Annotated in this window: 21 protein-coding genes and 2 pseudogenes; 11 read left to right on the top strand and 12 right to left on the bottom strand. The window is 63.5% G+C overall.

Annotated features, from left to right (window positions below):
* Nucleotides 1-118 precede the first annotated feature (118 nt).
* Both KTC28_RS22110 and KTC28_RS23415 read right to left on the bottom strand, forming a co-directional pair.
* Entirely contained in the window at nt 119-2,350 is a 2,232-nt protein-coding gene (locus KTC28_RS22110; RefSeq protein WP_216711200.1) for a catalase, read from the bottom strand.
* Between the two features lie 753 nt (nt 2,351-3,103).
* The gene (locus KTC28_RS23415; RefSeq protein ID WP_369426596.1) at nt 3,104-3,619 is read right to left on the bottom strand and encodes an SOS response-associated peptidase; all 516 of its coding nucleotides are present in this window, start codon (nt 3,617-3,619) and stop codon (nt 3,104-3,106) included.
* Nucleotides 3,620-3,699: 80 nt separating this feature from the next.
* Between KTC28_RS23415 and KTC28_RS23410 the strand changes: the two genes are divergently transcribed.
* Nucleotides 3,700-3,909, top strand: coding sequence for a DUF5818 domain-containing protein (locus KTC28_RS23410; protein WP_369426595.1), 210 nt, complete (start codon nt 3,700-3,702; stop codon nt 3,907-3,909).
* Between the two features lie 33 nt (nt 3,910-3,942).
* Nucleotides 3,943-4,326 carry a hypothetical protein gene (locus tag KTC28_RS23405; protein WP_219773894.1) on the top strand — a complete coding sequence of 128 codons (384 nt, stop codon included), beginning with the start codon at nt 3,943-3,945 and terminating at the stop codon, nt 4,324-4,326.
* A gap of 64 nt (nt 4,327-4,390) precedes the next feature.
* Here KTC28_RS23405 and KTC28_RS22090 read toward each other — a convergent pair whose 3' ends face one another.
* Genes KTC28_RS22090 through KTC28_RS22080 form a run of 3 tightly spaced genes read right to left on the bottom strand, consistent with a single transcriptional unit; the run spans nt 4,391 to nt 5,966 of the window.
* Entirely contained in the window at nt 4,391-4,582 is a 192-nt protein-coding gene (locus KTC28_RS22090) for a hypothetical protein (protein ID WP_216711198.1), read from the bottom strand.
* A 55-nt stretch (nt 4,583-4,637) separates the two neighbouring features.
* Nucleotides 4,638-5,426 (bottom strand): YdcF family protein, encoded by a 789-nt coding sequence (locus KTC28_RS22085; RefSeq protein ID WP_216711197.1) that lies wholly within the window; start codon nt 5,424-5,426, stop codon nt 4,638-4,640.
* Between the two features lie 54 nt (nt 5,427-5,480).
* The gene (locus KTC28_RS22080; RefSeq protein ID WP_216711196.1) at nt 5,481-5,966 is read right to left on the bottom strand and encodes a DUF2442 domain-containing protein; all 486 of its coding nucleotides are present in this window, start codon (nt 5,964-5,966) and stop codon (nt 5,481-5,483) included.
* A 254-nt stretch (nt 5,967-6,220) separates the two neighbouring features.
* On the opposite strand from KTC28_RS22080, the gene KTC28_RS22075 reads away from it, so the two are divergent.
* Complete coding sequence (locus KTC28_RS22075) at nt 6,221-7,420, top strand: ATP-binding protein (protein WP_216711195.1); 1,200 nt, start codon at nt 6,221-6,223, stop codon at nt 7,418-7,420.
* A 33-nt stretch (nt 7,421-7,453) separates the two neighbouring features.
* Here KTC28_RS22075 and KTC28_RS22070 read toward each other — a convergent pair whose 3' ends face one another.
* Nucleotides 7,454-8,368 carry a bifunctional helix-turn-helix transcriptional regulator/GNAT family N-acetyltransferase gene (locus KTC28_RS22070; protein ID WP_216711194.1) on the bottom strand — a complete coding sequence of 305 codons (915 nt, stop codon included), beginning with the start codon at nt 8,366-8,368 and terminating at the stop codon, nt 7,454-7,456.
* 371 nt (nt 8,369-8,739) lie between these two features.
* On the opposite strand from KTC28_RS22070, the pseudogene KTC28_RS23400 reads away from it, so the two are divergent.
* The 6 genes and pseudogenes from KTC28_RS23400 to KTC28_RS22040 form a co-directional block, all read left to right on the top strand.
* Nucleotides 8,740-9,039: pseudogene (locus KTC28_RS23400) on the top strand (recombinase family protein); the annotation flags it as partial.
* 703 nt (nt 9,040-9,742) lie between these two features.
* Entirely contained in the window at nt 9,743-10,177 is a 435-nt protein-coding gene (locus tag KTC28_RS22060; RefSeq protein WP_216711192.1) for a single-stranded DNA-binding protein, read from the top strand.
* A gap of 918 nt (nt 10,178-11,095) precedes the next feature.
* Nucleotides 11,096-11,449 carry a single-stranded DNA-binding protein gene (locus KTC28_RS22055; protein WP_216711191.1) on the top strand — a complete coding sequence of 118 codons (354 nt, stop codon included), beginning with the start codon at nt 11,096-11,098 and terminating at the stop codon, nt 11,447-11,449.
* 357 nt (nt 11,450-11,806) lie between these two features.
* Entirely contained in the window at nt 11,807-12,007 is a 201-nt protein-coding gene (locus tag KTC28_RS22050; RefSeq protein ID WP_216711190.1) for a hypothetical protein, read from the top strand.
* 752 nt (nt 12,008-12,759) lie between these two features.
* Entirely contained in the window at nt 12,760-13,050 is a 291-nt protein-coding gene (locus tag KTC28_RS22045) for a helix-turn-helix domain-containing protein (RefSeq protein WP_216711189.1), read from the top strand.
* The gene (locus KTC28_RS22040; RefSeq protein WP_216711188.1) at nt 13,047-14,261 is read left to right on the top strand and encodes a type II toxin-antitoxin system HipA family toxin; all 1,215 of its coding nucleotides are present in this window, start codon (nt 13,047-13,049) and stop codon (nt 14,259-14,261) included. Before KTC28_RS22045 ends, KTC28_RS22040 begins: the two co-directional genes overlap by 4 nt.
* 143 nt (nt 14,262-14,404) lie before the next feature.
* Here KTC28_RS22040 and KTC28_RS23110 read toward each other — a convergent pair whose 3' ends face one another.
* The 6 genes and pseudogenes from KTC28_RS23110 to KTC28_RS22020 form a co-directional block, all read right to left on the bottom strand.
* Nucleotides 14,405-15,085 (bottom strand): type II toxin-antitoxin system HipA family toxin, encoded by a 681-nt coding sequence (locus KTC28_RS23110; protein WP_255602655.1) that lies wholly within the window; start codon nt 15,083-15,085, stop codon nt 14,405-14,407.
* Nucleotides 14,983-15,645 (bottom strand): hypothetical protein, encoded by a 663-nt coding sequence (locus KTC28_RS23105; protein WP_255602659.1) that lies wholly within the window; start codon nt 15,643-15,645, stop codon nt 14,983-14,985. The genes KTC28_RS23110 and KTC28_RS23105 overlap by 103 nt, the downstream gene beginning before the upstream one ends.
* 5 nt (nt 15,646-15,650) lie before the next feature.
* Nucleotides 15,651-15,995 carry a helix-turn-helix domain-containing protein gene (locus KTC28_RS22030; protein WP_216711187.1) on the bottom strand — a complete coding sequence of 115 codons (345 nt, stop codon included), beginning with the start codon at nt 15,993-15,995 and terminating at the stop codon, nt 15,651-15,653.
* Between the two features lie 24 nt (nt 15,996-16,019).
* Nucleotides 16,020-16,247 (bottom strand): annotated as a pseudogene (locus KTC28_RS23100) (hypothetical protein); the annotation flags it as partial.
* A gap of 676 nt (nt 16,248-16,923) precedes the next feature.
* Nucleotides 16,924-18,765 (bottom strand): KGGVGR-motif variant AAA ATPase, encoded by a 1,842-nt coding sequence (locus KTC28_RS22025; protein ID WP_216711206.1) that lies wholly within the window; start codon nt 18,763-18,765, stop codon nt 16,924-16,926.
* On the bottom strand, nt 18,765-19,610 hold the full coding sequence (locus KTC28_RS22020; RefSeq protein ID WP_216711186.1) for a hypothetical protein: 846 nt from the start codon (nt 19,608-19,610) through the stop codon (nt 18,765-18,767). Before KTC28_RS22020 ends, KTC28_RS22025 begins: the two co-directional genes overlap by 1 nt.
* 877 nt (nt 19,611-20,487) lie before the next feature.
* Between KTC28_RS22020 and KTC28_RS22015 the strand changes: the two genes are divergently transcribed.
* Both KTC28_RS22015 and KTC28_RS22010 read left to right on the top strand, forming a co-directional pair.
* Nucleotides 20,488-21,645 carry a site-specific integrase gene (locus KTC28_RS22015; protein WP_255602554.1) on the top strand — a complete coding sequence of 386 codons (1,158 nt, stop codon included), beginning with the start codon at nt 20,488-20,490 and terminating at the stop codon, nt 21,643-21,645.
* Complete coding sequence (locus KTC28_RS22010) at nt 21,642-22,862, top strand: site-specific integrase (RefSeq protein WP_216711184.1); 1,221 nt, start codon at nt 21,642-21,644, stop codon at nt 22,860-22,862. Before KTC28_RS22015 ends, KTC28_RS22010 begins: the two co-directional genes overlap by 4 nt.
* The last annotated feature ends 35 nt before the right edge of the window (nt 22,863-22,897 follow it).

Genomic DNA, 22,897 nt, shown 5'->3' with positions numbered 1-22,897 from the left:
TTGACGCTAACACCGAACACCCGCGGTTGCAGCGTCTAAATGCAACCGCGGTAGTCCGATCTAATAGAGAATTTCATGCCAGCCGCTTTATCGGCCGGCAGGGAGAGAGGAACCAACGTCAGTAGATAGTCCGCACCATTGGCTCGCGTGCCCATATCCGGCCTTCGCCGGCGAGCGCGGTGAACGCTGCCGCATCGGCAGCGCCAGCGAGCTTCACGATGCCGGCGTCTGGTATCACACCTGCCGCGATTAGCAGCGGCTCGGCATCGGCCGTCGAGGCAATCACCTTGAGATGAGCGAACGCGTCATGGACCCAGGCAACGGCCGCAGCCTCGTTAAGCAATTTCGTCGTGCCATCGGCCGAGGTCACGACCGCGACGGTATCGAACAGCACCGACGGGCCGCCAGCGAGCTGGAAATCTCCCTTAAGCAGCGTCCCATCGTCGAGGGTGACGCCGCCAACGCGCGGGCAAATGATCTTTGGCGATGCCCCGGCCGCTTTGGTCGCTGTAATCAGCGCACCGACGGTTGCCGACGCGGCGCCATCGGTAACGAGCATGCCGACGAGCCGCCCGACGAGCGTCGGCGGGCCGCTAGCAAGGATGCTGAGCTTAGAGCTCGGCGGAAGGTCGGTGCGCGGCTCGACCGCCGGAACCGCCGGGACAATCTTTGCCTTATGGTTGAGCCCGGTGGCGACACGCTCGCCAAGCGTCACGTCGATCACTGCGAGGTGGCCGAGCATGGTCGAACGGATGATCGGCAACTCGACCTTCGAGAGCTCGAAGATCAGCGCGGCGACGATGTGATTCTGTTCGGGCTCGGTCTGGCTGAAGAAGAACTGGCGCGCTTGGCTATAATGGTCGGCAAAGGTCGCCGAGCGCTCGCGCACCTTCGGCCCAACATCGGCGGCCGGCGCGCTGCGGAACCCGCCGACCGGATCCTCGCGTGGGCCCGACGGGTCGATCAGGCTCGGCGTATAGGCGACGCGGGTGCCCTGTGGCCGCACGTTCATGTGGCCGTCGCGCTGCATGTTCCCGAAAGGGCAACGCGGCGCGTTGATCGGTATCTGAGTGAAGTTGACCGAGCCAAGGCGGCTCAGCTGCGTATCCAGATACGAGAAGCTGCGACCATGGAGCAGCGGGTCGTCCGAAAAACCGATTCCGGGCACGACATTCTCGGTGCAGAACGCGACCTGTTCGGTCTCGCTGAACACATTATCGGGATTACGGTCGAGCGTCATTCGCCCGATCACGCGCAGTGGCACGACTTCTTCGGGGATCAGCTTGGTCGAATCGAGGTGGTCAAAGTCGAATGTCGCGGCCCGTTCCTCGTCGAACAGCTGGACTGCGAGATCCCACGCCGGATGCTCGCCGTCGTTGATCGAGGTGTACAAGTCGCGGCGATGATAGTCGGGGTCGGCCCCGTTGAGTTTGAGGGCCTCGTCCCACACGACCGACTGCATGCCGAGCACCGGAAGCCAATGAAATTTGACGAACGTCACCGCGCCGTCGGCGGCGATCAGCCGGAAGCTGTGGACGCCGAAGCCCTGCATCATTCGCACCGAACGCGGGATTGTCCGATCGGACATCTGCCACATAACCATGTGCATCGCCTCGGGCGTGCAAGCGATCCAGTCCCAAAACGTGTCATGGGCCGACTGCGCCTGCGGAAAGCCACGATCTGGCTCTTCCTTGACGGCATGGATCAGGTCGGGAAACTTGATCGCATCCTGGATGAAGAAGACCGGGATATTATTGCCGACAATGTCCCAGTTGCCTTCTGTAGTATACATCTTGACCGCGAAGCCGCGGACATCGCGCGCGACGTCGGCTGAACCACGGTTTCCCGCAACGGTCGAGAAGCGGGTGAACACCGGCGTTCTGACCCCAACTTCAGTCAAGATCTTTGCGGTGGTAACGTCGGCAAGACTGTCGGTCAGCTCGAATTGTCCGTGCGCGGCAAGGCCGCGCGCGTGTACGACGCGCTCAGGGATGCGTTCGTGATCGAAATGATGGATCTTCTCACGAAGGACGAAATCCTCGATTAGGATCGGCCCGCGCGGACCGGCCTTGAGGCTATTGTGATCGTCGCTGATCGGTGTGCCGGTATTGGTCGTCAGCACAGGCTGGCCCTTGGCGGCGACCTGATGCAATTCGCCACCGGTGCCTCGCGCAAACTCTGCCGCTGGCAGCGATCCAACCGCAGGGTAAGTCGGTGTGCCTTTTGCTTTGGCGCGGCGCTGGGGTGCGCTCGTCGCCGTCGAACCCTTGTCAGCTGCGGCGTGCGGTTGGGCGGGCGCTGCTGCCGGTTTCTTGATCTTTGCCGGCTGGGACTTGATCTTGACTGCCATCTTCGATCCTTCGCTATGCGAGTTTGCCGACACGACCCGGCGCGGTATCGAGCCGAGTTCACCAATTCGTGTTGCGATAGCAAGCAACTATTACGCCTACGGCGTTGAAATCTTCGGGTGCGCTGTTAAGCCTCTGATCGCTACGCACCCAATTCACGCCGCTCATGAAACGCCCCCGAACGTGAACGAACCACCATGCGTCGGACTGATAATCTAAGTTGTTTCGCGTACGCCCGATCGTGACCATCCCAGCCCGTCATCGGCATCTCTTCCATTCTGGGCGACGGACTTGCGATGCTACCCTGGTACACAGGGTGTGCTATTAAAACTGCAACGAAGTGCATACTTTCGATGGTGGCACCCGACGCCTCTTCGTTGACCGATTTTTTCAGTTCTACTCGCATGCGATGAGGTTCAGGGTCGCCAGCATGGCGCCCGATCATGTCGCGAGCCGGAGGGGTGCCGAATGCCTTGCGGCACATGGTGACGAAGCTTGCTGCGTTCCCGTAGTCGAGATCGGCCGCAACTTGCTGGCTGCAAGCACAACCCGCTAGCCACTTCACCGCGGTACGGCTGCCAGTTGCTGCCGCCCACGCTCAAAGAAAGATTTCGCTATCTGCGGTGGGCGAACGCGCGCCGGCTCGGGAGGGGCGTTAACTATCTAATTGCACACCTCACCACGTCGAACCGATCGCGGCTTTCCGGCCCGAGCAGATCCGCGACATCGGCATCCAGATCGAGCCAGCGCGCCCATTAATCACCGAACAGCACGGCAGGAGCGCGATCATGGTAGCCGTTCAGGGGGGCACCAGCGGGTTGCGTCACGATCGAAAAGCTCTCAATCGATCCCTGATCGATCGTCTCGCATCGGTCCCAGATACCCGCGAGCATGATCGGCGCACCGTCTTTCGGAGCGAACAGCCACGGCTGCTTGCGCTTATCGTCGTCGTCGTGCGGCCCCATCCATTCGTACCAGCCGTCTGCCGGCATCAGGCAACGCCTTCGCTTGAAGCTGTCGCGGTACGCCCGCGAGGTCGCGACGGTCTCGGCCCGGGCGTTGAATTCGTCGCCTTCCAATCCTTGAGCGTGCCCTCGTGAAACCAGGGCACGAGCCACCAGCGCGCGTTCGTAACGCCAACCGCGCCATCGATCATTCGAACGATCGGCGCGGTCTGTGTCGGACGCACCTGCTCGCGGGGCTCGAGGTTGACCGCCGCTTGGGTGACCGGGCCGAGGAAACGCTGCAGATCCCCGTACAAGTTGGACCATGTCTGCAGATTACGGAAACGGCCACACATTCCCCACGACCTCCTGACAACATTGGTTACCGAATAGTTTATACCCAGCGGATGCCGTGCTCGACGCATCATAGCCTCAAGGGACGTCTCGTCGCTACGAGGCATGGCTTCGCGCTTGATACAGACAGCGGAGGCCGCTGGCGTCTCGACATTACGGATCCTCACGCCGCCACCTGGCTTGTCTCGAAACAGGTTGTCGTCACCGGCCCGCGCGCGGGGGTCGACCTTCTCGAGGTTGATATGATCACCCTGCCGGACTAGCGACTCACGGCCCGTTCTGTTTATGTTCCGTCTATGGCCGGGCCGCTTCACGATCTCACGCAGTTGATGGGCAAGGCGGATCTCCGCATCAAGTGTGGCGAGTGCCGTCACGACGTCGTGGTCGCAATCGGCCGAATCCTGGCGCTGTTTCGCCGCCGCGGTTGGCCGACCGATTGGCGAGAGGCGCATCGTCGGTTCCGCTGCTCGCAGTGCGGCTCGAAGCGCTTGATGCTGTCGCCGGACTTCTACGAACGCTCGGTTCGTCGGCAGCAAGAGAAGCGCGGGGGTCATCTCACGCCTGTTGCGGCCGCGTTGCGTCCTGGCCTTCACCCGCCGCCACCCGGCGTATCGATCGAGGCCTGGAATAGTGCCAGCGAGCGCGAGCGGAAAAGACTGGTCGAACGGGCGCGGAGTTAAGCCATAGGTATATAGGGCAGCGTTTTAGATCGCTGGTCGACGACCCGATATGTCGGGATCGGCTTTACGCGGGCTTGGCGCCGGGGGAACCGCACTTGGCGAACGCACCCTTGGCGTTGCGGCACCGGGCGGCGGGGGCTGCGGCGACAGGCGGGCACTTGATGAATTTGCCCTTGGCATCCTTGCAGGGTGCCGCCGACAGCGATCCGGCGGCCGAAACAACGATGAGAACCATAAGCGCGCGAGCGATTGGCATTTTACCCTCCAGTTGTCCGGCTACTGTCGGACCACGTTGGAGTCTGCGCTTGGATTTAGCAAGACTGGGCGGCGCGTCCGGTAAGTCGATACGCGAAAAGGCCGACCCACTCCTTCGCCGCTATATCCAGCATCTGTAAATGATGCGCGAAGCTCCAGCCGATCCCATTGCCAAATGTCGTTGATCGGAAATCTGCCGGATACGGGACTAAGCCATGCCAGCCAGCCGCACAAAATGCGAGCATGGCACGGGGCATGTGAAAGGCACTGGTCACAAGAACGATGTGACGCGCTGATTGAAGCGCAGCGCTTTCGCGCAAACGCTGAGCATTTTCTGCCGTCGATCGCGATCCGCCTTCCAGATGCACCCGCGCCCGATCGACGCCTGTCGCTTCCAGGAGCTGAGGGGCAACGGTTGCTTCGCTCATCCTGTCGCCGATCAGGTCCCCGGACCCGCCGGTGAAATAGATCACCGATGTTGGAAAGCGACGGGCCAAAGCCCCGCCTGCCAGATATCGATCGCCGGCGTCACCGATCCCGGATGTCCCCCACCGCGCGGCTACCGCCGGGTTACCCCCGCCGCCCAGTATGATGATTGCATCAACCTCCTGCAGCGGCGGATTGGCCGGATATCTGCCTTCCATCGGCACGAGCAATAAATCGCCGAGCGGGAAAATGCCGACCGCGAGCACGAGGCCAAATCCTAACGCGAGCGCGTACAGCGCTAAGCGGCGGCGATGAGCGAACACCGACCAGAGGGCGACGGCGAATGGAAGGAAGAGCATCGTTTCAGGCGCAACCAGCACCCAGCCGATCTTGGAAATTTCAAAGAAGCCATAGGTCATGCTGCGGGAATACCCATGTCTATCCGTCTGCGGCTCGGCGATATCCCGCCGCATTCAATACGCGTGAGCATTTGGCTTTGGAAGCGACGACGCGGCTTGATAAAGCCCATGTCCGACATCCCACCCCCGGCAAGCGCGCAGGATTGGGCTTCGGCACGTCTTCTCACCGTTCGAATAAGAGGCCGCCATTTGACGCGACACGCCGAGTGCCTCGGCCGCCTTGGATAATGACAGGGCGGGTCGCATTCGCCATTCGAGAAACGCTCGCTCGGCGCCATCTCCCGTCGCCAAGAGCGTGTCGCGCCAAAGTGGATCTCCGCCGAGCTCAACTTCCAACGGCCAAGCAAGACTGTAGCTCCAATCGCCGATCTCCACCTCGGCGAACTCGGTCGGGTCGCGCAGCGCGGCAAAGGCGCGGTCATTGAGCGTGTCGACCGTAATAAGCTCTGTTTCGGTCCCATCCGACGAAGCGAGATGCAGTGTTGCAGGGCCGATCACTGGCTCGGAGATGATGGTGCGTGCGGTGTCGGTGACATTCAATCGTTCAACTCGTGCAAGCTTCGTTGATCGGAATGAGCGCCATACTCGCACCGCACCGACGCCTGAGGGTCAACCAATGTTCGCAGCGACGCCGCCAACGACACGGTACGGATCGAATTCGCGCGTCGTGTCGCCGTCGCCCGCCGTCATCGGAAGACTTCGCGCATTCACATTAGCCTGATTGAGGCATAGCAAAATATAGATGATTTACATCGTTCTATGCGAACCAACTAGAACCGTATAAACAGCCTAGAATGGACCCACGCCGCAATCCCTTCTCGCCTGGCGCGGGCAGCCGACCGCCCGAACTTGCCGGCCGCGAGGACGTCCTCGAAACCGTCGCCGTCGCGCTCGACCGCATCAAAAGCGGCCGTCATGCGCAGAGCATGATTCTGCTCGGCTTGCGGGGAGTAGGCAAGACGGTGTTGCTCAACGCGATGCGCCGGGCAGCGGAAGGCGAGGGTATCTTGAGCGTGCCGATCGAGGCACCAGAGGGCCAGTCGCTGCCTGCCATGCTGGTCCCGGCACTCCGCACCGCCATGCTGAAGCTCGATCGCGGGCAGGCGGCTATGACGTTGGCCAAGCGGGGCCTGGGAGCGCTCGCCCGGTTCGTGAAGGCATTCAAGCTGAGCTACGGTGAATTGGAGGCATCGCTCGACCTTGGCGAGATAGGGGTCGCCGACAACGGCGATCTCGAAGCCGATCTGATCGATTTGATTGACCTTGCCGGGGCCGCGGCAGGGGAGCGCCAGACCGCGCTCGTGCTGTTCATCGACGAACTGCAATATGTGCCCGAACGCGACCTGGCGGCCTTGATTACGGCGCTTCACCGCGCGCGCCAAAATGATCGCCCGATCACGCTGGTCGCCGCTGGCCTCCCGCAACTGGCCGGGCAAATGGGCAAGGCAAAGTCGTATGCCGAGCGGCTGTTTCTGTTCACCAGCATCGGTCCGCTCGGGGACGCCGCCGCGACGTCCGCCATTGTCCACCCGATCGAGGCCGAGGAATGTGCCATCGAGCCGGACGCGGTCGCGAAGATCCTCGCCGTCACCGAAGGCTATCCCTATTTCCTGCAGGAGTGGGGAAAACAATGTTGGGACGCGGCCGACGCTTGCCCGATTACGGCAGCAGACGTTGACCTTGCTCACCCGACCGCGATCGCCGCACTCGACGACAGTTTTTTCCGTGTCCGTTTCGACCGGCTGACACCGTCAGAAAAGCGCTATCTGCGCGGCATGGCCGAGCTCGGGGAGGGGCCCTTTAATTCAACCGCCATTGCCGATCATATTGGCCGGAAGCCTTCGAGCTTTGGTCCCGTACGCGCGTCATTGATCGCCAAGGGGATGATCTACACGCCGGGATACGGCGAGACGGCGTTCACCGTGCCGATGTTCGGCGCGTTCATGCGCAGGGCGATGCCGGTCGGAGATCCCGGGGCGGGGCAGGGGGAATAGGTGCGCGAAGCCGAGTTCGGAAGCGGTGCGCATCTATCCCGCCAGAATCAACCGCCACGTCTCCCCCTGCACTGGCTCTCCGAACTCGTGATGGACTTCCGTGGCGATGCATTCGAAACCGTGATGCGCATAGATGCGGCGGGCCGCGTCCAACACGGTGTGTGTCCACAGGGCGATCTGGTCGTATCTCTTTTCGCGCGCAAACCCGACACACCCGCGTACCAACGCATCGCCGATGCCCCGCCGGCGAGCGAATGGTTCGACATGCAGCAGGCGGAGACGGGCGACGCCATTCCCTTCGTCGGTGAGGAAGACCGCACCGGCCATTACCCCGGCGAGATCAGCCACCCAACACTGTTCCCGATCAGGCTTGAAGCGGCGCAGGAACGTGGCCGTCGTCTCGGCCTCCAGCGTTTCTAGCGCACGCCCCCAGCCGTGGCTCGCGGCATACAGGATCGATTGTCGCGCCGCGACCTGACTGACCTCTCCAACGCCGGCCGCTCGAATGACGCACTCAATACGAGCGTTCGTGTCGAGTAGCAGCCGTGCCCTGGTCAGCGCCTGCACCAGATCATCCTGTTCCACGGCACTAAGACGGTTCAGGTCGTGGGCGACCGCGGAACGCTGCCGCTGGTCGATCTGATCGAAAGCTGCGCGTCCTACCGCAGTAAGATGGATCGGGCGCGTGCGCGCATCGGCTTCAATTCGGTTACGCATGATCCACCCCCGATCCTCGAAGCGGGCGATCATGCGGCTGAGATACCCACGATCAACGCCGAGTGCGGCCTGCAACGCGTTCGCCTGAACCGGCTCTTGCCGGGCGATCTCAAACAGCAAGCGCGCTTCTGGCAGGTTCGCGTCGGTATCCAGGAAGCGCGCATCAATGGCACCCACGTGCCGGGTGAAGAAGCGGTTGAAGGTTCGGATGGCCTCGATCGCGGTGTCCATTCCTGCCTTATCGGACGACACTGTTGACGGAGTCAACTACCATGATCCTGATCACAGCGACGCTCGGAAGGGGGCGGTCCGTTCTGGCAGGGGATGGTTGAATGGAAATGCGGGTCACCGTTCCCAATGGCGAGTTCCGGCTGGAAGGAGGCGATCCGACTAGCATAGGCAAACGACGTGCATCTTCTCATGAGGTCCTCGGCATACCATCAGACCTGAAACTGGGTATTACCGTCGCTTGCGCTGCATATGCGGCCCGACGCCCCGAAGTGGATGCCGTTACATACCCTGCGCGGTTCCAACGTAGCAGCGTTGCGTTTCGGACACCGACAGATGTGCTCCGACCGACACGATCATAGTAACGGGTTCACGTGCTTGTTAGTTACGCCCGGGGCTCAACTGCCTACCAACAACCGCAGCTCCAGCTCGATGCGCTCGCTGCCGCCGGCTGCGATCGCATTTTCGTCGACCACGGTGTCGGTGATGCCGCCCTCGCCAGGCCCGATCTTGAAAAGGCGATCTCGTTCGTCCGTCCCGGCGAGGACGTTCTCCTCGTCTGGAAGCTCGACCGGCTCGGTCGCTCGATCGCTGACCTTGTTAACGTCATGACCAATCTTCAGAAGCGCGGCATCAGGTTCCGCTCGCTCAACGAGACGATGATCGACACGACGTCGGCCAGCGGCACGCTGATCGTCCACGTCTTCTCCGCGATCGCGCGAGTACGAGCGCGGCACCAATCACGAGTGCACGATCGCCGGGATCGCCGCTGCACAGCGCGCTTGCACCCGCTTCGGGCAGCCCGCGATATCGCCGGCCCGACGGAAGCAGGCACGACGCTCAATCAAGGTGGATCTGCCACCGATTGTGACCGAAATTGCCACCCTGCTCGGCGTGAGCCGCCAGGCTATCTACCGCCGCCTCGCGCCCGACCGAGCGGCGTTGATGCTGGCCGAGGTCATCTAGGACGTCGCCGCTCGGACACCTCGATCTCTGGTCGTGCACTCCACCAGGGAGGGCGGCTGTAGCAGTGATCGTTGCCGACTCTGGCACAACGCCCGGGGAGCGCGGCAACGCCGTGATGACTGCGTAACGCACCGGTTCTCACTGCGGGCGATCGACCTCGACCTCGCCCCGTCTCACTGGGCTTTCCTAAGCCGCGACAGCGGTGGCCCGGCAACCCCGATTGTCAGGGCCGTGTTGCCGGTCCTCTCCGGCTCTCCGCTCACGCGGAGCCGGGGGACGGGCTGCCCGCACCGCCCCTGAAATCGGGGTTCCCCGCGCGTCTGCGCGCTTGGTGCCGGACCACCGCCGCACGGCTCTTAACGGAGCCCGTCGACGGGACGATCCCGTGGGCCGAAGCTCAGGAGAATCACCATGACCAACCTCGTCATCATCATCGGCAACGCCGGCGCCGACCCGATCAGCCGCAGCATCCAGTCCGGCGGCACCGTCACCTCGCTGTCGATCGCCACCTCGACCAAGTGGACTGACAAGAATACCGGCGAGATCAAGGAGCAGACCGAGTGGCACCGCGTCACCTGCTTCAACGGCCTCGGCACCAACGTCGCCAAGTACGTCCGCAAGGGCTCGAAGGTCTCGATCCAGGGCCGCCTCCACTATACGAGCTGGACCGGCACCGACGGCGCAACGAAGTACGGCGTCGAGATCCTCGCCGACAGCGTCGAGTTCCTCACGCCCGCATCCAAGGCCGGCGATGCGCCCAAGCGCGAGACCCGCACCGAGACGCCGGCGCGCACGCCCGCAACGACTGGTGGCCTCGACGATCTGGACGACGACGTGCCGTTCTGAGTCGGTTCTGCCCGGCGGGCTAATGCCCGCCGGGACCTTCTTGGTCTCACCCGGAGGCGTAGCTCATCTCCATCCCGCCCGTCATCGTCTTCGAAGCACCGTCTGATCGATCGCAGTCGTGCACCCAGCGATCGACGGGCATGATAATGACCATAATATCAGCGCCCTTCAGCGCCCTGACCCCATGGCGCTGGACGATGACTATACGGCTGCGCTGCACCGAGCCGCCCAAAGGCGTCTCGGTCCTTCAGATCACGATCCCTGTCGCAACACGCCGCGCTCGATGCGCAAGGGCTGCGCGCGACCCGGCGAACGATCCGCGGGGGATCCGGTGCCGAGCCGCTGCCTCTTGCGCGGCGACCAGGGTCCGGTGTGCGTCAAACCGGCGATCGCCGACACCGACGTGGGGGCCGTCCTGCGGACGACGCTGGCGAGGCGGCATGGGCCTCCGCTCCCGCCATCGGCGACGAGTGCTCAAGCGTGCCGTCGGCGTTGACGGGAGGCCTGTGCCGCGTTCCGCTATGGCCTCGCCGACGGCGGAATCGGACGCAGGGCAACCGACGGCGGTGACGCTGCCACGGTCGAGCAGGGCAGGGGCCTGGACCGACGCTGCCGACAACTTGGCGAGTGGGCCACCGGTCTCTCACGGGGGCGCTTCGCTCGGAGGCCTGACCCGTACTCAATGGCCTTCCTAAGCCGCGACAGCGGTAGCCCAGCAACCCCGATCGCAGGGCCGTGTTGCCTGTCCTCTCCGGCTCTCCGCTAACGCGGGGCCGGGGGACAGGCGGCCCGCACCAAGACCCTGCAATCGGAGTTCCCCTCGCGTCTGCGCGCTCGGTGCCGGGCCACCACCGCACGGCTCTTAACGGAGCCATCGACGGGGCAGGCCCGCGATAGTGAAGCTCAGGAGAAACCATCATGACCAACATCGTCGTAATCGTCGGCAACGTCGGCGCAGACCCCATCACCCGCGCCACCCAGAGCGGCAATGTCACCCAGATCTCGGTCGCCACCGAGCGCCGCTGGAACACCGCCGGCGGCGAGGCCAAGAAGGAAACCGAGTGGCACAAGGTCACCTGCTTCAACGGCCTCGGCGCCAACGTCGGCAAATACGTCCGCAAGGGCGCGAAGGTCTCGGTCCAGGGCCGCCTCCACTACACCAAGTGGACCGACAAGGACGGTGCCGAGCGCTACGGTGTCGAGCTCATCGCCGAGACGGTCGACTTCCTCACCAAGTCTCCGGGCGCCGCCGACAACGGTCAGGAGGGCTGATCGACACCGACCCCGGCGGGTTCGCCCGCCGGGGTTTGGTCGTGCTCGCAGCCGGGCTGTGGCGCGGATCTGGCCGCGAGGCCCCGACCGCCGCAGCGCTGTGCGCCACGATGTCGACGCGACCCCTGGTCGGGGTCGCGACGCTCTCTCTCTCAACTGGGCGGTAGTCTGACGGGTGCGGCTCTCGCTCCGTCGAGAACGGCAGGGTCCCACCATTTTGCCGGCCCGTCTTCGCTGACGCTCGCGGCCGACAAAATCGTTGCCCCTACCGCCGCTTGCCGCGGCCGCTCACGCGGTTCCTGACCGAGCGACCGCGCCCGTCCTCTCTACCGCCGCTTCGATGACGAGGCGATTTAGATGGAGGATATGATGTTCATCAGGGCCAACACAGCGATTGCCAATGTCGACTACGACAACATCTCCTATGATGACCTCGTCGAACTTAGCTTCGACCGGGTCCAGCAGCTGCGCCGCGATGGCCGCGACGACGCCGTCGAGGACGCCGCCTGGCACGCGATGCTCAGCCGTAAGCGCCGGGAGACCTACGCGCAGGCGTGAGCCAGCAAGGCAAGTGCGGCCCTTTTTGGCTCGCCTGAAACGGCTTCGCCGACCGCCCAACTTACCGCACGGGTGATATTGTCCGGCTCGCTACAGTGCAAAACAACCGAGGATGCTCCGCAACCCATCAGGACCGAGATGCGATGTCCGGCGATAACAGCGTCCGGGAGGCGGTGGGCCGTGTATCGACTCACCTTGCTCGCGCCACCGGGTTCGTCGCCAAGGGAGACGCCCAGTGAACGGTCTTGCACCCGCGAGGCCCGGCATCGAAAGACGCAAGCGTGCCAGCGGCCCGCAGTTCGCTGATCGCGAGCTGGTCCCGCTGATCGGGCAAGACCTGTCGAGTGGGACATGACGCTTCTAGGGTTCGGGCTGCGATGCCTACCTAGCGGCGGCAGACGTGGATCGTCTGCGCCCGGATCAAGGGGGTGGTGCGCAAGTGCAGTCTCGGCAATCGGGCGGTGGTCACCGATCATCAAGCACGCGGCGCGGCGCATTTCTCATCCTTGAGGCGAAGGTCCGGCGCGATTCCACTGGCCCACAAGCGCAACGCGCTGGCGCACCGATGTGTACGGCGTTCGCCGACCTCTATCGGCGTGTCGGCGTGCTTCGTTGAAAGCCAGGGACGATCAAGGCGTACGATAGCGACTGGCGCATCCATCTCGTGAAAGGCGCCAACACTGCAATCTCAACAACTGCCAAAATAACAGCAGCAGAGTGCCAAATCGTCCGATAACTGCTAAGATGTCAGCATGCTTGAGACTGTCCAAGAGCTTGCTGATGGGGTGGCGGCCCGGCTTCGGTCGGTTCGGCTCGATGCCGATCTGACCCAAGCCGGGCTTGCTGCGCGCTCCGGCGTGACGCTCGCCTCGCTGCGGCGGTTCGAGACGACGGGGCAGATCGCGCTTGAGAGCCTGATCCGACTGGCGCAGGCACTCGGGCGCGACGCCGACATAGCGACCTTGTTCGTGCCGCCGCCGGCGGCGAACCTCGACGAATTAGTCACCTCCAGCAAACCGCGTCGGCGGGGTCGGCGCTCGTGACCGCGCTGCTCGACGTTCGTCTCGATATCGGCTCGCGCCGACTGAAGGTCGGTCGCCTTGCCTGGCGCGATCGGCGGGCGTTGTTCGAGTATACGCCTGAGTTCCTTGCCGCGGGGCTGCCAATTTCACCGCTTCGCCTGCCGCTGAAGACCAGCGTCCAGACAGCACCGCGTGAGCCGTTCGCCGGATTGTTCGGCGTGTTCGCCGACAGCCTCCCCGAGAGCTACGGGCGGCTGCTGCTCGACCGCCGCCTCCGCAGCGTTGGACGCGATCCAGGGGCACTTACGCCACTCGATCGCTTGGCGCTGGTCGGAGAACGCGGGTTTGGCGCGCTGCGCTTCGTGCCCGCCGACAACATGGCCGACGACGATCTGCCGATGCCCGACCTAGACCGCCTTCAGGCCGAGGCTCTGGCCGTGATCGCTGGCGAGCCATCGGACATGCTTGGGGCGCTCCAGCGTCTCGGTGGCAGCGCCGGCGGCGCCCGGCCCAAGGCGCAGGTCTGGCTCGGAAAGGACGACGCCAGCCTCGCTACGTCGCATGCCCCAGGGCTCGATCCGTGGCTCGTTAAGTTCCGCGCACCCGGCGATCCCGAAGACATCGGCGCACTCGAGGCGGCGTATAATGCGATGGCCAGCGCTGCCGGCATCGAGGTTGCACCCTGGCGGCTGCTGCCGTCGCGCACAGCGCCCGGACACTTCGCCAGCCGGCGGTTCGACCGGGATGCCGACGGCCCTCTTCACCTGCACTCATTGGCGGGGCTCCTCGAGGCCGATCCGGACAGCGCGTCGGTGAGCTACCGAGAATACCTTCGCGCTACACAGTATCTTACCCGCGACGTCCGCGAGGTCGAAGCTGCGTTCCGCCGGATGGCATTCAACGTCATCGCGCATAACCGCGATGACCATGCCCGCAATCACGCGTTCCTGATGAACGCCAGCGGCGAATGGCGGTTGGCACCGGCGTTCGACCTGACGGTCTCGTCCGGTCCAGGCGGCGAGCATTACCTCGCGGTTGGCGGTGAGGGCCGCAGACCTACCAGGGAGCATTTGTTGACCGAAGGTGCGTCGGCAGGACTGCCGGCAAAGCGGTTAGAGACGACTTTCGAGGAAGTAGCCGCAGCGATCGATCAGTGGCCGAAGCTGGCCGCGGCGGTCGGCATGACTTCAGCTCGCATCGCAGAGATAACGGCAGCAATCGCTACGAAATAGGAGTGAAAGCGGCATGGCTGCTTTCGGGGCTTGAGGTGATCCACCCACGCCGATTTTCAACCGAAGTCGCCGACGAACACACCGTCTTGAGTCGAACGACGCAGCGCAAAGGGGCGATCCGTTAACGCGGAATCGCCTAGACCTTAATCGCTCATCCAGCCATCATCGCCGCTCGCGGCGAAGCACCGCGCAAGCCGGGTGCGATCCTCGCTGCTCAGTCCGCTGGCTGCAAGGGCGCTCGGCCACTCCGCCGCCACCTGCCGCCGCAGCCGCTCAATCTCGTGCGCCGCCTGTTCAAAGGGCAGTCCGAAAGCAGCATGGCCCGACAGTGCATTGGCGAGCGTCGCGCGCTTGCCCCCGCTGCCGAGCGCCAGAACGAGGTACCGGTCGGTACCCAGCTGCGGCGTTGGGACGACGTCGTAAAGCGGCGACAGATGCCAGCCCTTGCCATCGTAGATCACGCCATGGTTGCGCAGATGGTCGTCGCTGTTGCCGACGAGGACATTGAACACCATTCGGCGGAACAACTCGCGCAGGTCGCGAGCCGGGGCCGAGCCGTGCTTGCGCAGCTGGGCGGCAACATCTGCATATGAATACTCGCCGGCGGCGATCTCGTGCGCCGCAAGCAGTGTCAGCGCCGAGACAAACGGCAGGCGGTTGCTGCCGGCGCGGTCAAATCGCTTGATGAGGTAAACCGCACGGCCGCCAACGAGGCGCAGGTCTAGGTCGGGCACGTCGAGGCCGCACGCTCTGGCCAGCGACATCGCGGCGTGTTCGGCGCGCGAAATGTCATAACTGTCCGACGGCGCCGAAAACTTCGCCAGCCACCCGCTGCCATTCTCAACCACGGCCGCCTTCGGACGCGCGCCGCCAAGCGACGAGCCTGCGGCGAGAAGCGCACGTAAGGCCGCATCGGCAATTTCGCCGGTCGCGGCATCGCCTGCGGCTCGGGCAAGGGCTGCAAGGTCGATCGGGCGATCGTCGGCGGAGGTCGCACCAAGGACCGTCGGTTCAGGCCGCTCGGGGGTGGCCCGAATGCCAAGGCGCCGACGCGGTGCTCGCCCGAGGCGACGAGATGGTCGAACTCGGATAGTTCGCGCCCGGCTGCGGCCTTGCGCATCAGAAATCGGCCCCAGCTATCGGGCGCGGCGTCGCGGATGCCGTTGAACAGGTCGAAGCCTTCGCCCGTCAGGATCTCGCCCGTCGGTCCTTCGAGCGGCAAGACCTCGGGGTCGACTGCGACGGCGTCGGCCCGGCAGAGGTAGCGGGTGCCATAAGCGAACGCGGCATAGCTGTTGCGACCGTCAGTGACCATGCGTAGCCGCCCTGCGGGGACGGGGCCGTTGGGCAGGTGCATGAATACGAAGCTGGTCTGCTCAAGCATCGGCGTCAGAAATCGAGATCAATATCGGCGGCGGCGGGGCGGCGGACGCGGCGGGGAAGGGCGCGGATCGCCTCGGCCTCGCCAACGCCGTCGGTCGACGGCGCGGCAAGGCTGGCGAGCCTACGCCCGAGTCCAAAGACGAACAGCGCCGAGGCGACAATGCCGAGCGATACCGTCGGATCGCCGCGCTCGAGGCGCTGAACCGTCTCGACGTTGACCAGCATCCGCTCGGCGAGCAGTGCCTGGGTCAGTCGCCGCCGCTTGCGCGCGATCGCCAGATCGCGGCCGAGCGCCTGCAGACCCTGCACAGCGGCGGCAGGAAGCGCCGAGGTGGCGGAGGAACGCGGCATATACCGGGTATGGCCCACTTAATTTTACGCGACAACGGCCATAGCCGTTATTGCCCTATAGAGCTTCTCACCTGCATGGTCACGGAAGTGCTCGTGGCTGCGGACATAGTCCGCCAGCACCTCCATCGACTTATGCCGGCTGACCTCGCGCATCTTGAAGACGCTCGCGCCCTGCCGCGCCGCCTCGGTGAGAAATTCGACGCGTAGCGAATGGCCGCCGAACAGCGCCGGGTCGTACCCCGCCGCCGCCGCGCGTCGCCCTTGTCGATATGCTCTACAGCTAGGTCAAGCTGTTCGACTATGCCAGCCAAAAACAGAAGCATTTTTACCCTACTTTCTTGATAAGGCAGTTATCGGCCTTGAGTGGGGTAATAGTAACGCGCGCTGATATGGATAGGTTGCGCACTGTCAGACTAATAGAAAGCTTGGTCGTTCGAGTGGCTTGGACCAAACCTGCACCTTCGAGAGTTGCACTGCTTAGTTATATCAGAAACAGACCAAGCGCGTACAAGGACGCCTTAACTGATGTCTGCGACCCTAACTATGTAGGGAAACGGGTGCCAATTTGTTCTTATAGTGCCCGCGCTGATGTTCAATGCGCAGGTCAGGTCGCCGCGGGCTTGATAAGCAGTACGGGGTCGAACTGTCTCAAGAGGTCGCGCCGCGCGAGTGAACGGCTGCCGGAGAGGGGTGGGGCTTGAGCTATCTCAAAGAAAACCCGGCGATCGCTCGCCGGGTTGTTGAACTTGAACGCTGTCGCGGCTGTCAGGCGTCCGCACCGGAGTCATGTACCATGTTCAGTCTCCCATCTTGGCTTAGGCTATCACGAGATCAATTAACCGTCAGTGAAGCCGTTGGTTTGAAGCCGTTGGTTTCGGTCAATACGGATTGTAGGAAAGATTGATGATGGGTGCAACGGCAATCGTCGTCAATCGCGATGGTCGAGAAACGGCGGCTTGGGAATTTTCCCATTCTGCAACATCTCCCGCATCTCCCTCAGGTCCTCAAGGAACTCCTCTCCCGACCGGTGGGTAAAGGTCCAGCAGCTGAAGGTGTTCCCGCTCGGCGTTATGCGCTCCTCCGCGCGCGTTAGCTCCTGAAGGGCGTCGTCGGTCCGCCCCACAATACTCCGGACCAGTGCGATGCACTGGTGGAAGTTCTGGTCACCATCGTCGTCCGCCGAGAGCCGCCCGTCGAGTGCCGCGAAGCGGTCGGTCGGCACGGCTCCCGTAGCACCCCATTCGGCGATCGCGAGATTGAACTGCGCCGCGACGTTCTCCTCCCCGTCCTCTCGGTTGCTGATCTCCACCGCCTCGCTGAAGCGGCCTGCGCCTATCAGCGCGAGCATAAGCGCGTTGGTGACGTCCTCCTCCAACTCGGAGGAAATCTCGCCCTGACGCGATGCGGCTAGAAGCTCATTGGCGACGAGGGCGTGATTGCCTCGATCCTGCATGAGGAGGTGCGAGAGAACGATCTTCGACCTGAGCCTCGTCTCGGGCCGCTGGAAGATGGCGAGCGCGTCCTCGACGGGATCGTCGGCTATCGCACGAAGCAGCTGGGACGCGGGTCTGAACTCGAAGACGGTCCCGTTCGGTGACGAAAGGACCGCCTTCAGGTCCTCTAGGGCCTCTTCCTTCTTGTTGAGGTTGATCCGGGCGATCGCGCGCAGCATGCGCGCTCGCTCGGTCTTCATGCCCGCACGGATTACGTTGGAGAGGCTGCGCTCCTCCTGCTCGTACTCGCCAGCCGCTGAGAAGACGCCCGCTGCCATGATGGCGATCTCGCCGTCGCCGTCGTGGAGCCGCGCGATCTCGCTTGCGCGCTCGATCACCTTGGTGGCCGCCTGTCCCTTTGTGGCCTTGCGTGCCGCCTCGTAGATCTGGGGCATTCGCTTAAGGGCAGCCACCGCACCTTCGCGATCGACCGGGTTTTGCTCGATGATGGCCGTCTTAAGCTCGCCGTATTCCTTGGCGAGCTTGGACTGGGCTCGGTTCAGGACCATCAGGGGCTGCCCCAGCAGCTCCATGTTGGACCAGTGGTGGACCTGCGTCACCGGCGGCTCGAGCTCGGCTGGGTTGCCGTAGCCCAGCCGGCTTGCTGCGCTCTTGAGCGCCTTGCCCAGGATGTCGTCCTCGTCGAACAGGTCGGGAATGTTCGATGGGCAGAAGATCAGCTCGATCCTGCGGTCCTGCTCGATCGTCTCCTGACGGATCTGGTCAATGATCGGGATGAGGCCGTCGATGTTCTGCTCGGTTGGCACGAACATCGCCACGACCGCATCTGGGAGCTGTCTAGTGCAGATGCCGCCAATGTCGGTGTTACCGGTGCGGCTATCGATCAGGACGTAGTCGAAGCCGGCCTCGTGCACGCCCCACTGCCGCCTAAGATCCTCGAGCATGTCGTAGCCGTGCTGGTGCTCATAGAGAAAGCCCCAGTCGATGCTCGCGAACCGATCCGAGTAGGACGCCTGCGTATTATCACCCGCGGGCATGACCCAGACCGCGTGCTCCTCGTCAAGCGGGCACTTCACGATATACTCGGACGCGTCCGGGGACTCGGTGGTATCCAGATAGTGGTGGACGTAATCGACAATTCCGGGACGGCCGCGCGCGCAGTTCAGCGGCCCGTAGCTTGGGACACCTGGCGCTTCCAAGTCGAAGTCCACGATGAGGACGCGCTTTCCCGCTTGGGCGAGCAGGGCCGCGACGTTGGCGAGCGCCATCGTGCGCCCGACGCCGCCCTTATAGGAATAGAAAGTGGTGACGTACATCACTGCACCGTTAGTTGGGCTAAAAGGGGTCGCCGAAGGTCGAAGCCTTGGCGGTGGCGAGCTGGTCCGCGAGCCTGCTCGACGCGGAGCTTTGGCTTGTCGATCTTCCGGCGCGTGTAGAATTTCGCCGTCACATATTCGGATCGCGCGGGTGTGCGTGCCGACATCGGCGCGTCAGCACCTACCGGCTGACGGGCAGAATGCCCCTCAACGTTCAGGCGGTCGAACAGCTGCGCCATCTCGACAACGGACTGGTCGATCTTGCCGGCGGCGTGCAGCCAGACAGCGACCTCGCTCCACTTCCAGAGCGGCCGTGAGCCGCTGACGCAAGCGATGGGCGTGGGGAAGCCCTCGCCGCGCTCACCGTTCACGTAGAGTGAGACCGCCTGGCGGGTGATCTCAGCGCGCTCGGCGATGTCGCTGGCGCTGACGAGGGGGTCCGGCTCTATGCGGACGATGGTGGCGCTAGCGCGGCGGATGTCGGCGCACGCGCTCTCGACCGCTTCGGTAAGCGTGTTGGCCTCGCGGTCGAAGTCGAGGACGAAGAGTCCGCGCTGCAGCGCAACGAGCGCGTCATCGCAGCCAGCCTCGTAGAAGCGGTCCGCCCACTCGTCGCCGTCGATGGGGAGGCCGGTAGCGACGATCGTGAATTCGTAGCTGTTCATGGCAAATCCCTTTCTCAATTTTCCTGATGGCCGCACTTCGCCACCGTCTTCCGCAGCATCTTCGCAAAATTGCCCGCGTTTTTGGGCGTGCTCCACACGGGCACAATGCAGCCCATACGTTCCGCAAATGGGCAGTAGAGTTTCGCCCAGGAATGTCCTTTCGAGATGACTACGCGCCATCCGTTGCTCTCCGCCTCGGCGACGACGGCCTCGATTTCCTTGTTAGGGTGCGCGGGTCTCGCCATGCAGCCCACATATAGTATCGTTGACATTTGTCAACAGGAAGTCGCGGCGCTTCGAATTATTGCGTGCGCGGGCATCCCTACCCGCTCCCGCGCCTGACCCGTCTTGATGGGCTTTCCTAGGCCGCACGGCAGAGGCCCAGCAACCCTGACGCCCGGGCCGTGTTGCCCGTCGTCTCCGGCTCTCCGCGTGCCGCGGGGCCGGGGGACGCGCTGCCCGCACCACCCCGGTTTTTCGGGGTTCCCTCACGTCTTCGCGCTCGGTGCCGGACCCCCACCGCACGGCTCTTAACGCACCCGTCGACGGGACAGGCATGATGTCAGTTGGCATTGTAAGCGTAGATAGCGCTACGACACCGGCATGTTCCGGCTTATTTCGGCAAAGAAATCGCCGCGACATCACCGACCCCTTATGCCTCTGCCCCACCGTGGAACCCCGAAACTGCTACCTATGTGCTTCCAAGATAGAATGGATTATGTACAAACTCGGCCCAACTAGGCCAGATAATTGGCGTCAGACACCCGCCGGCTTCCGCGACCCTATTGAAAATCAATCCCTTACCCGGTATCACGGCCGCGGTTGTGCGCAGTCGAATTGGGTGTTTAGGATCACCACACCCTACGCAGCGTACCGCAGCATTTGGAGAAATAATCGAGTATAATCAATGCCACGACTCGTGCGAGTGGAGGGGAAGTCGGTGTCTCGTTCAGGCCATGCGGTCCCCGAAAGCGATGACCCGTCAATGGCTTGCCCACCGCCGGATGAAGCCCGCGCTGGCTATTTGGTACCCGTAGCGACGAAAGATGCCAGCCACGTGCATCTGACGGGCACCGTCGCCCGCCGGCGCTACCGGTCGGCGTCGGGCGACCGCGTGTTGTGGGACGACGAGCTAGTCGGGTTTGGCCTCCGGTTGCGTAAGCAGAGCGGGGTCGGCGGGAACTGGATCGTCAAGTTTAGAAGCCGTGGCGAGGCTCGCCGGGTGACCCTCGGCAAAACCGAAAATCTCGAGGCGCCGGAGGCGCGGGCACAGGCGAAACAGCTACTGGCTAAGGCCGCGTTGGACGGTTTGCCCATGCGCGCCAAGGTACCGAAAGTGCCAACGTTCGAGGCGTTCGTTGCCGAGTTCTGGCGCGACTACCACCGGCACTGGAAACCCTCGACGCAGAAGACATCGGCTGGCGCGATCCATCGCGAACTGGTGCCGTTCTTCGGCGCGATGAACCTCGCCGAGATCGCCAAGAGCGATATCGTTCGCTGGCGCGACTGCTTCGCCGAATCTCGCTCGGGCGTGTTTAATCGCGCGGTCCCGGTGCTGTCAGTCATGTTCAAATATGCCGAGCTTCTCGGCTACCGGCCTAAGGGTTCGAACCCGTGTCGCGGCATAGCGCGATACAAACGCGAACTGCCCGAACGCTTCCTGTCGCCGATCGAATATTTCCGCCTCGCGCGTGTGCTCGAGGCGGACGAAAGCGACCATTTGCTCGACGTCGCAATCGTCCGGCTGTTGATCTTCACGGGCGCGCGATCGGGCGAGATCGAGGCGCTCAAATGGCGCATGGTTCAGCCCTCGCGGCTGATGCTCGACGACAGTAAAACGGGTGCGAAGATCGTCTATTTGAATGAGCAGGCCGAGGCCGTTCTGGCTGCGCTTCGTCCCGCAATCTCGCGTGATCTCGGCGCGCTGATCTTCCCGATGAAAACCCGGCGCAAGCCGCGCAACGTCGAGCGATATTGGGCCGCAGCGCGACGTCGGGCGGCACTTCCCGACGTCCGCCTCCACGACCTCCGTCACAGCTTTGCATCTGCGGCAATTACCCGCGCGCGGGTCCCGTTTGCGAGCCTCGGCAAGCTGCTCGCGCATGCTCTCCCCGAGACGACGGCGCGCTACGCGCACCTCGCCGACGAAGCGATTGCCGAGGCTGCCGAGCGGGTCTGCGGCGGGCTTGCCAAACACCTCGGGCTGCGGCCATGAACGCGCTGACGATCGAGCAAGTCGTCGCGGACTCGCTTGCTGATATTGGCGTCACGATCGACCGCGAAGCGCCGCCGCGCGGTCGCCCGCGGCGGACCGAATGGTTCCCCAACCTGTTCGGTATCGGGCTTCGTCACTATGCCTCAGGACGGAAGATATACGTCGCTCAGACGCGCATGGCTGGTCAGTCCCGGACGGTCACGATCGGCTCGGCAGCGGTGCTGTCCGAGGCGCAGGCAGTGCTTGTCGCCAGACGCGTGCTTGCGCACGCGATGGTCGGCAACAACCCGGCATCGACGCGCAAGCGCGAGCGCCAGGCGCCGACGTTTCGGCGGTTCCTCGACGAGTATTGGGCCAAAGCCAGCCCACGATGGAAGCCGACGACCCGCCGGGCCTATGATGTTTACCGGCGTCTCTATATCGACGACGCATTCGAGGGTCTGACGATCGATGCCATCACCGGGGCCGACGTCGCGCGCTGGTTCGCGGAGACGACCCGCATCAGCGGGCCGGGCGGGGCGAACCAGTGCATGACCATCCTCAACACGATGATGGTCAAGGCCGAGGCGTGGGGTTACCGCGCGGAAGGCAGCAACCCGTTGCAGGGCATCCGCTGGAATAAGCGGCGCAAGTGCGAGCGCTTTCTGTCGGTGCCCGAGCTCGAGCGGCTTGGAGCGGCGCTCGGCACAGTCCGCGCCAACGGATATGGAACCGACGAGCGCGCTGCTGCCGCAATCATTCTGCTGACGCTGACCGGTTGCCGAAAGAGCGAGATCCTCGACCTACAGTGGCCTGACGTACGGGGCAACCGGCTCCGTCTTCGCGACGGCAAGAAAGGCGGTCGTATCGTCTGGCTCGGCGACGATGCCCGAGCGCTGATCGACACTCTGCCGCGATCGAGGAAGATGGAGCCGGCGTGGATGTTCACTACCCCTGCAGGAAATCGCATCACTCCCGGTATGCTCGACTTTCGTTGGAGAAGAGTCCGCAATGCCGCCAGCCTTCGTGGCGTTCGAATCCACGACCTGCGGCACACTTTCGCCAGCCATGCCGCAATGACCGAAGAGGCGCTGCCGATGATCGGCAAGCTGCTCGGTCATGCTTCGGTGAAGTCGACCGCACGATATGCTCATCTCGATGATACCCACCTGATCGGTGCGTCGCAGAAGGTCGGAGATGCTATTGAAGCGATGATGAGCGGGAAGGATGTGCGATAGTGTCGTCTTTAAGTGGGAAGGTGGAACGGCCGCTT

Source organism: Polymorphobacter megasporae (genome assembly GCF_018982885.2).
Lineage (GTDB): Bacteria > Pseudomonadota > Alphaproteobacteria > Sphingomonadales > Sphingomonadaceae > Polymorphobacter_B > Polymorphobacter_B megasporae.
The sequence above is the reverse complement of the archived record's forward strand: the minus strand, read 5'-3'. Positions and strand labels throughout refer to the sequence as shown.

Excerpts from the sequence above, each read along its gene's own strand:
- KTC28_RS22060 (WP_216711192.1), top strand. The coding sequence starts at position 9,743 with ATGACCAACCTCGTCATCATCATCGGCAACGCCGGCGCCGACCCGATC.
- KTC28_RS22020 (WP_216711186.1), bottom strand. The coding sequence starts at position 19,610 with ATGGCGCGTAGTCATCTCGAAAGGACATTCCTGGGCGAAACTCTACTG.
- KTC28_RS22055 (WP_216711191.1), top strand. The coding sequence starts at position 11,096 with ATGACCAACATCGTCGTAATCGTCGGCAACGTCGGCGCAGACCCCATC.
- KTC28_RS22075 (WP_216711195.1), top strand. The coding sequence starts at position 6,221 with ATGGACCCACGCCGCAATCCCTTCTCGCCTGGCGCGGGCAGCCGACCG.
- KTC28_RS23105 (WP_255602659.1), bottom strand. The coding sequence starts at position 15,645 with ATGCTTGAGCAGACCAGCTTCGTATTCATGCACCTGCCCAACGGCCCC.
- KTC28_RS22110 (WP_216711200.1), bottom strand. The coding sequence starts at position 2,350 with ATGGCAGTCAAGATCAAGTCCCAGCCGGCAAAGATCAAGAAACCGGCA.
- KTC28_RS22030 (WP_216711187.1), bottom strand. The coding sequence starts at position 15,995 with ATGCCGCGTTCCTCCGCCACCTCGGCGCTTCCTGCCGCCGCTGTGCAG.
- KTC28_RS22085 (WP_216711197.1), bottom strand. The coding sequence starts at position 5,426 with ATGACCTATGGCTTCTTTGAAATTTCCAAGATCGGCTGGGTGCTGGTT.
- KTC28_RS22045 (WP_216711189.1), top strand. The coding sequence starts at position 12,760 with ATGCTTGAGACTGTCCAAGAGCTTGCTGATGGGGTGGCGGCCCGGCTT.
- KTC28_RS23410 (WP_369426595.1), top strand. The coding sequence starts at position 3,700 with ATGCCGTGCTCGACGCATCATAGCCTCAAGGGACGTCTCGTCGCTACG.
- KTC28_RS22070 (WP_216711194.1), bottom strand. The coding sequence starts at position 8,368 with ATGGACACCGCGATCGAGGCCATCCGAACCTTCAACCGCTTCTTCACC.
- KTC28_RS22050 (WP_216711190.1), top strand. The coding sequence starts at position 11,807 with ATGGAGGATATGATGTTCATCAGGGCCAACACAGCGATTGCCAATGTC.
- KTC28_RS22025 (WP_216711206.1), bottom strand. The coding sequence starts at position 18,765 with ATGTACGTCACCACTTTCTATTCCTATAAGGGCGGCGTCGGGCGCACG.
- KTC28_RS23415 (WP_369426596.1), bottom strand. The coding sequence starts at position 3,619 with ATGGTCCAACTTGTACGGGGATCTGCAGCGTTTCCTCGGCCCGGTCAC.
- KTC28_RS23405 (WP_219773894.1), top strand. The coding sequence starts at position 3,943 with ATGGCCGGGCCGCTTCACGATCTCACGCAGTTGATGGGCAAGGCGGAT.
- KTC28_RS22010 (WP_216711184.1), top strand. The coding sequence starts at position 21,642 with ATGAACGCGCTGACGATCGAGCAAGTCGTCGCGGACTCGCTTGCTGAT.
- KTC28_RS22090 (WP_216711198.1), bottom strand. The coding sequence starts at position 4,582 with ATGCCAATCGCTCGCGCGCTTATGGTTCTCATCGTTGTTTCGGCCGCC.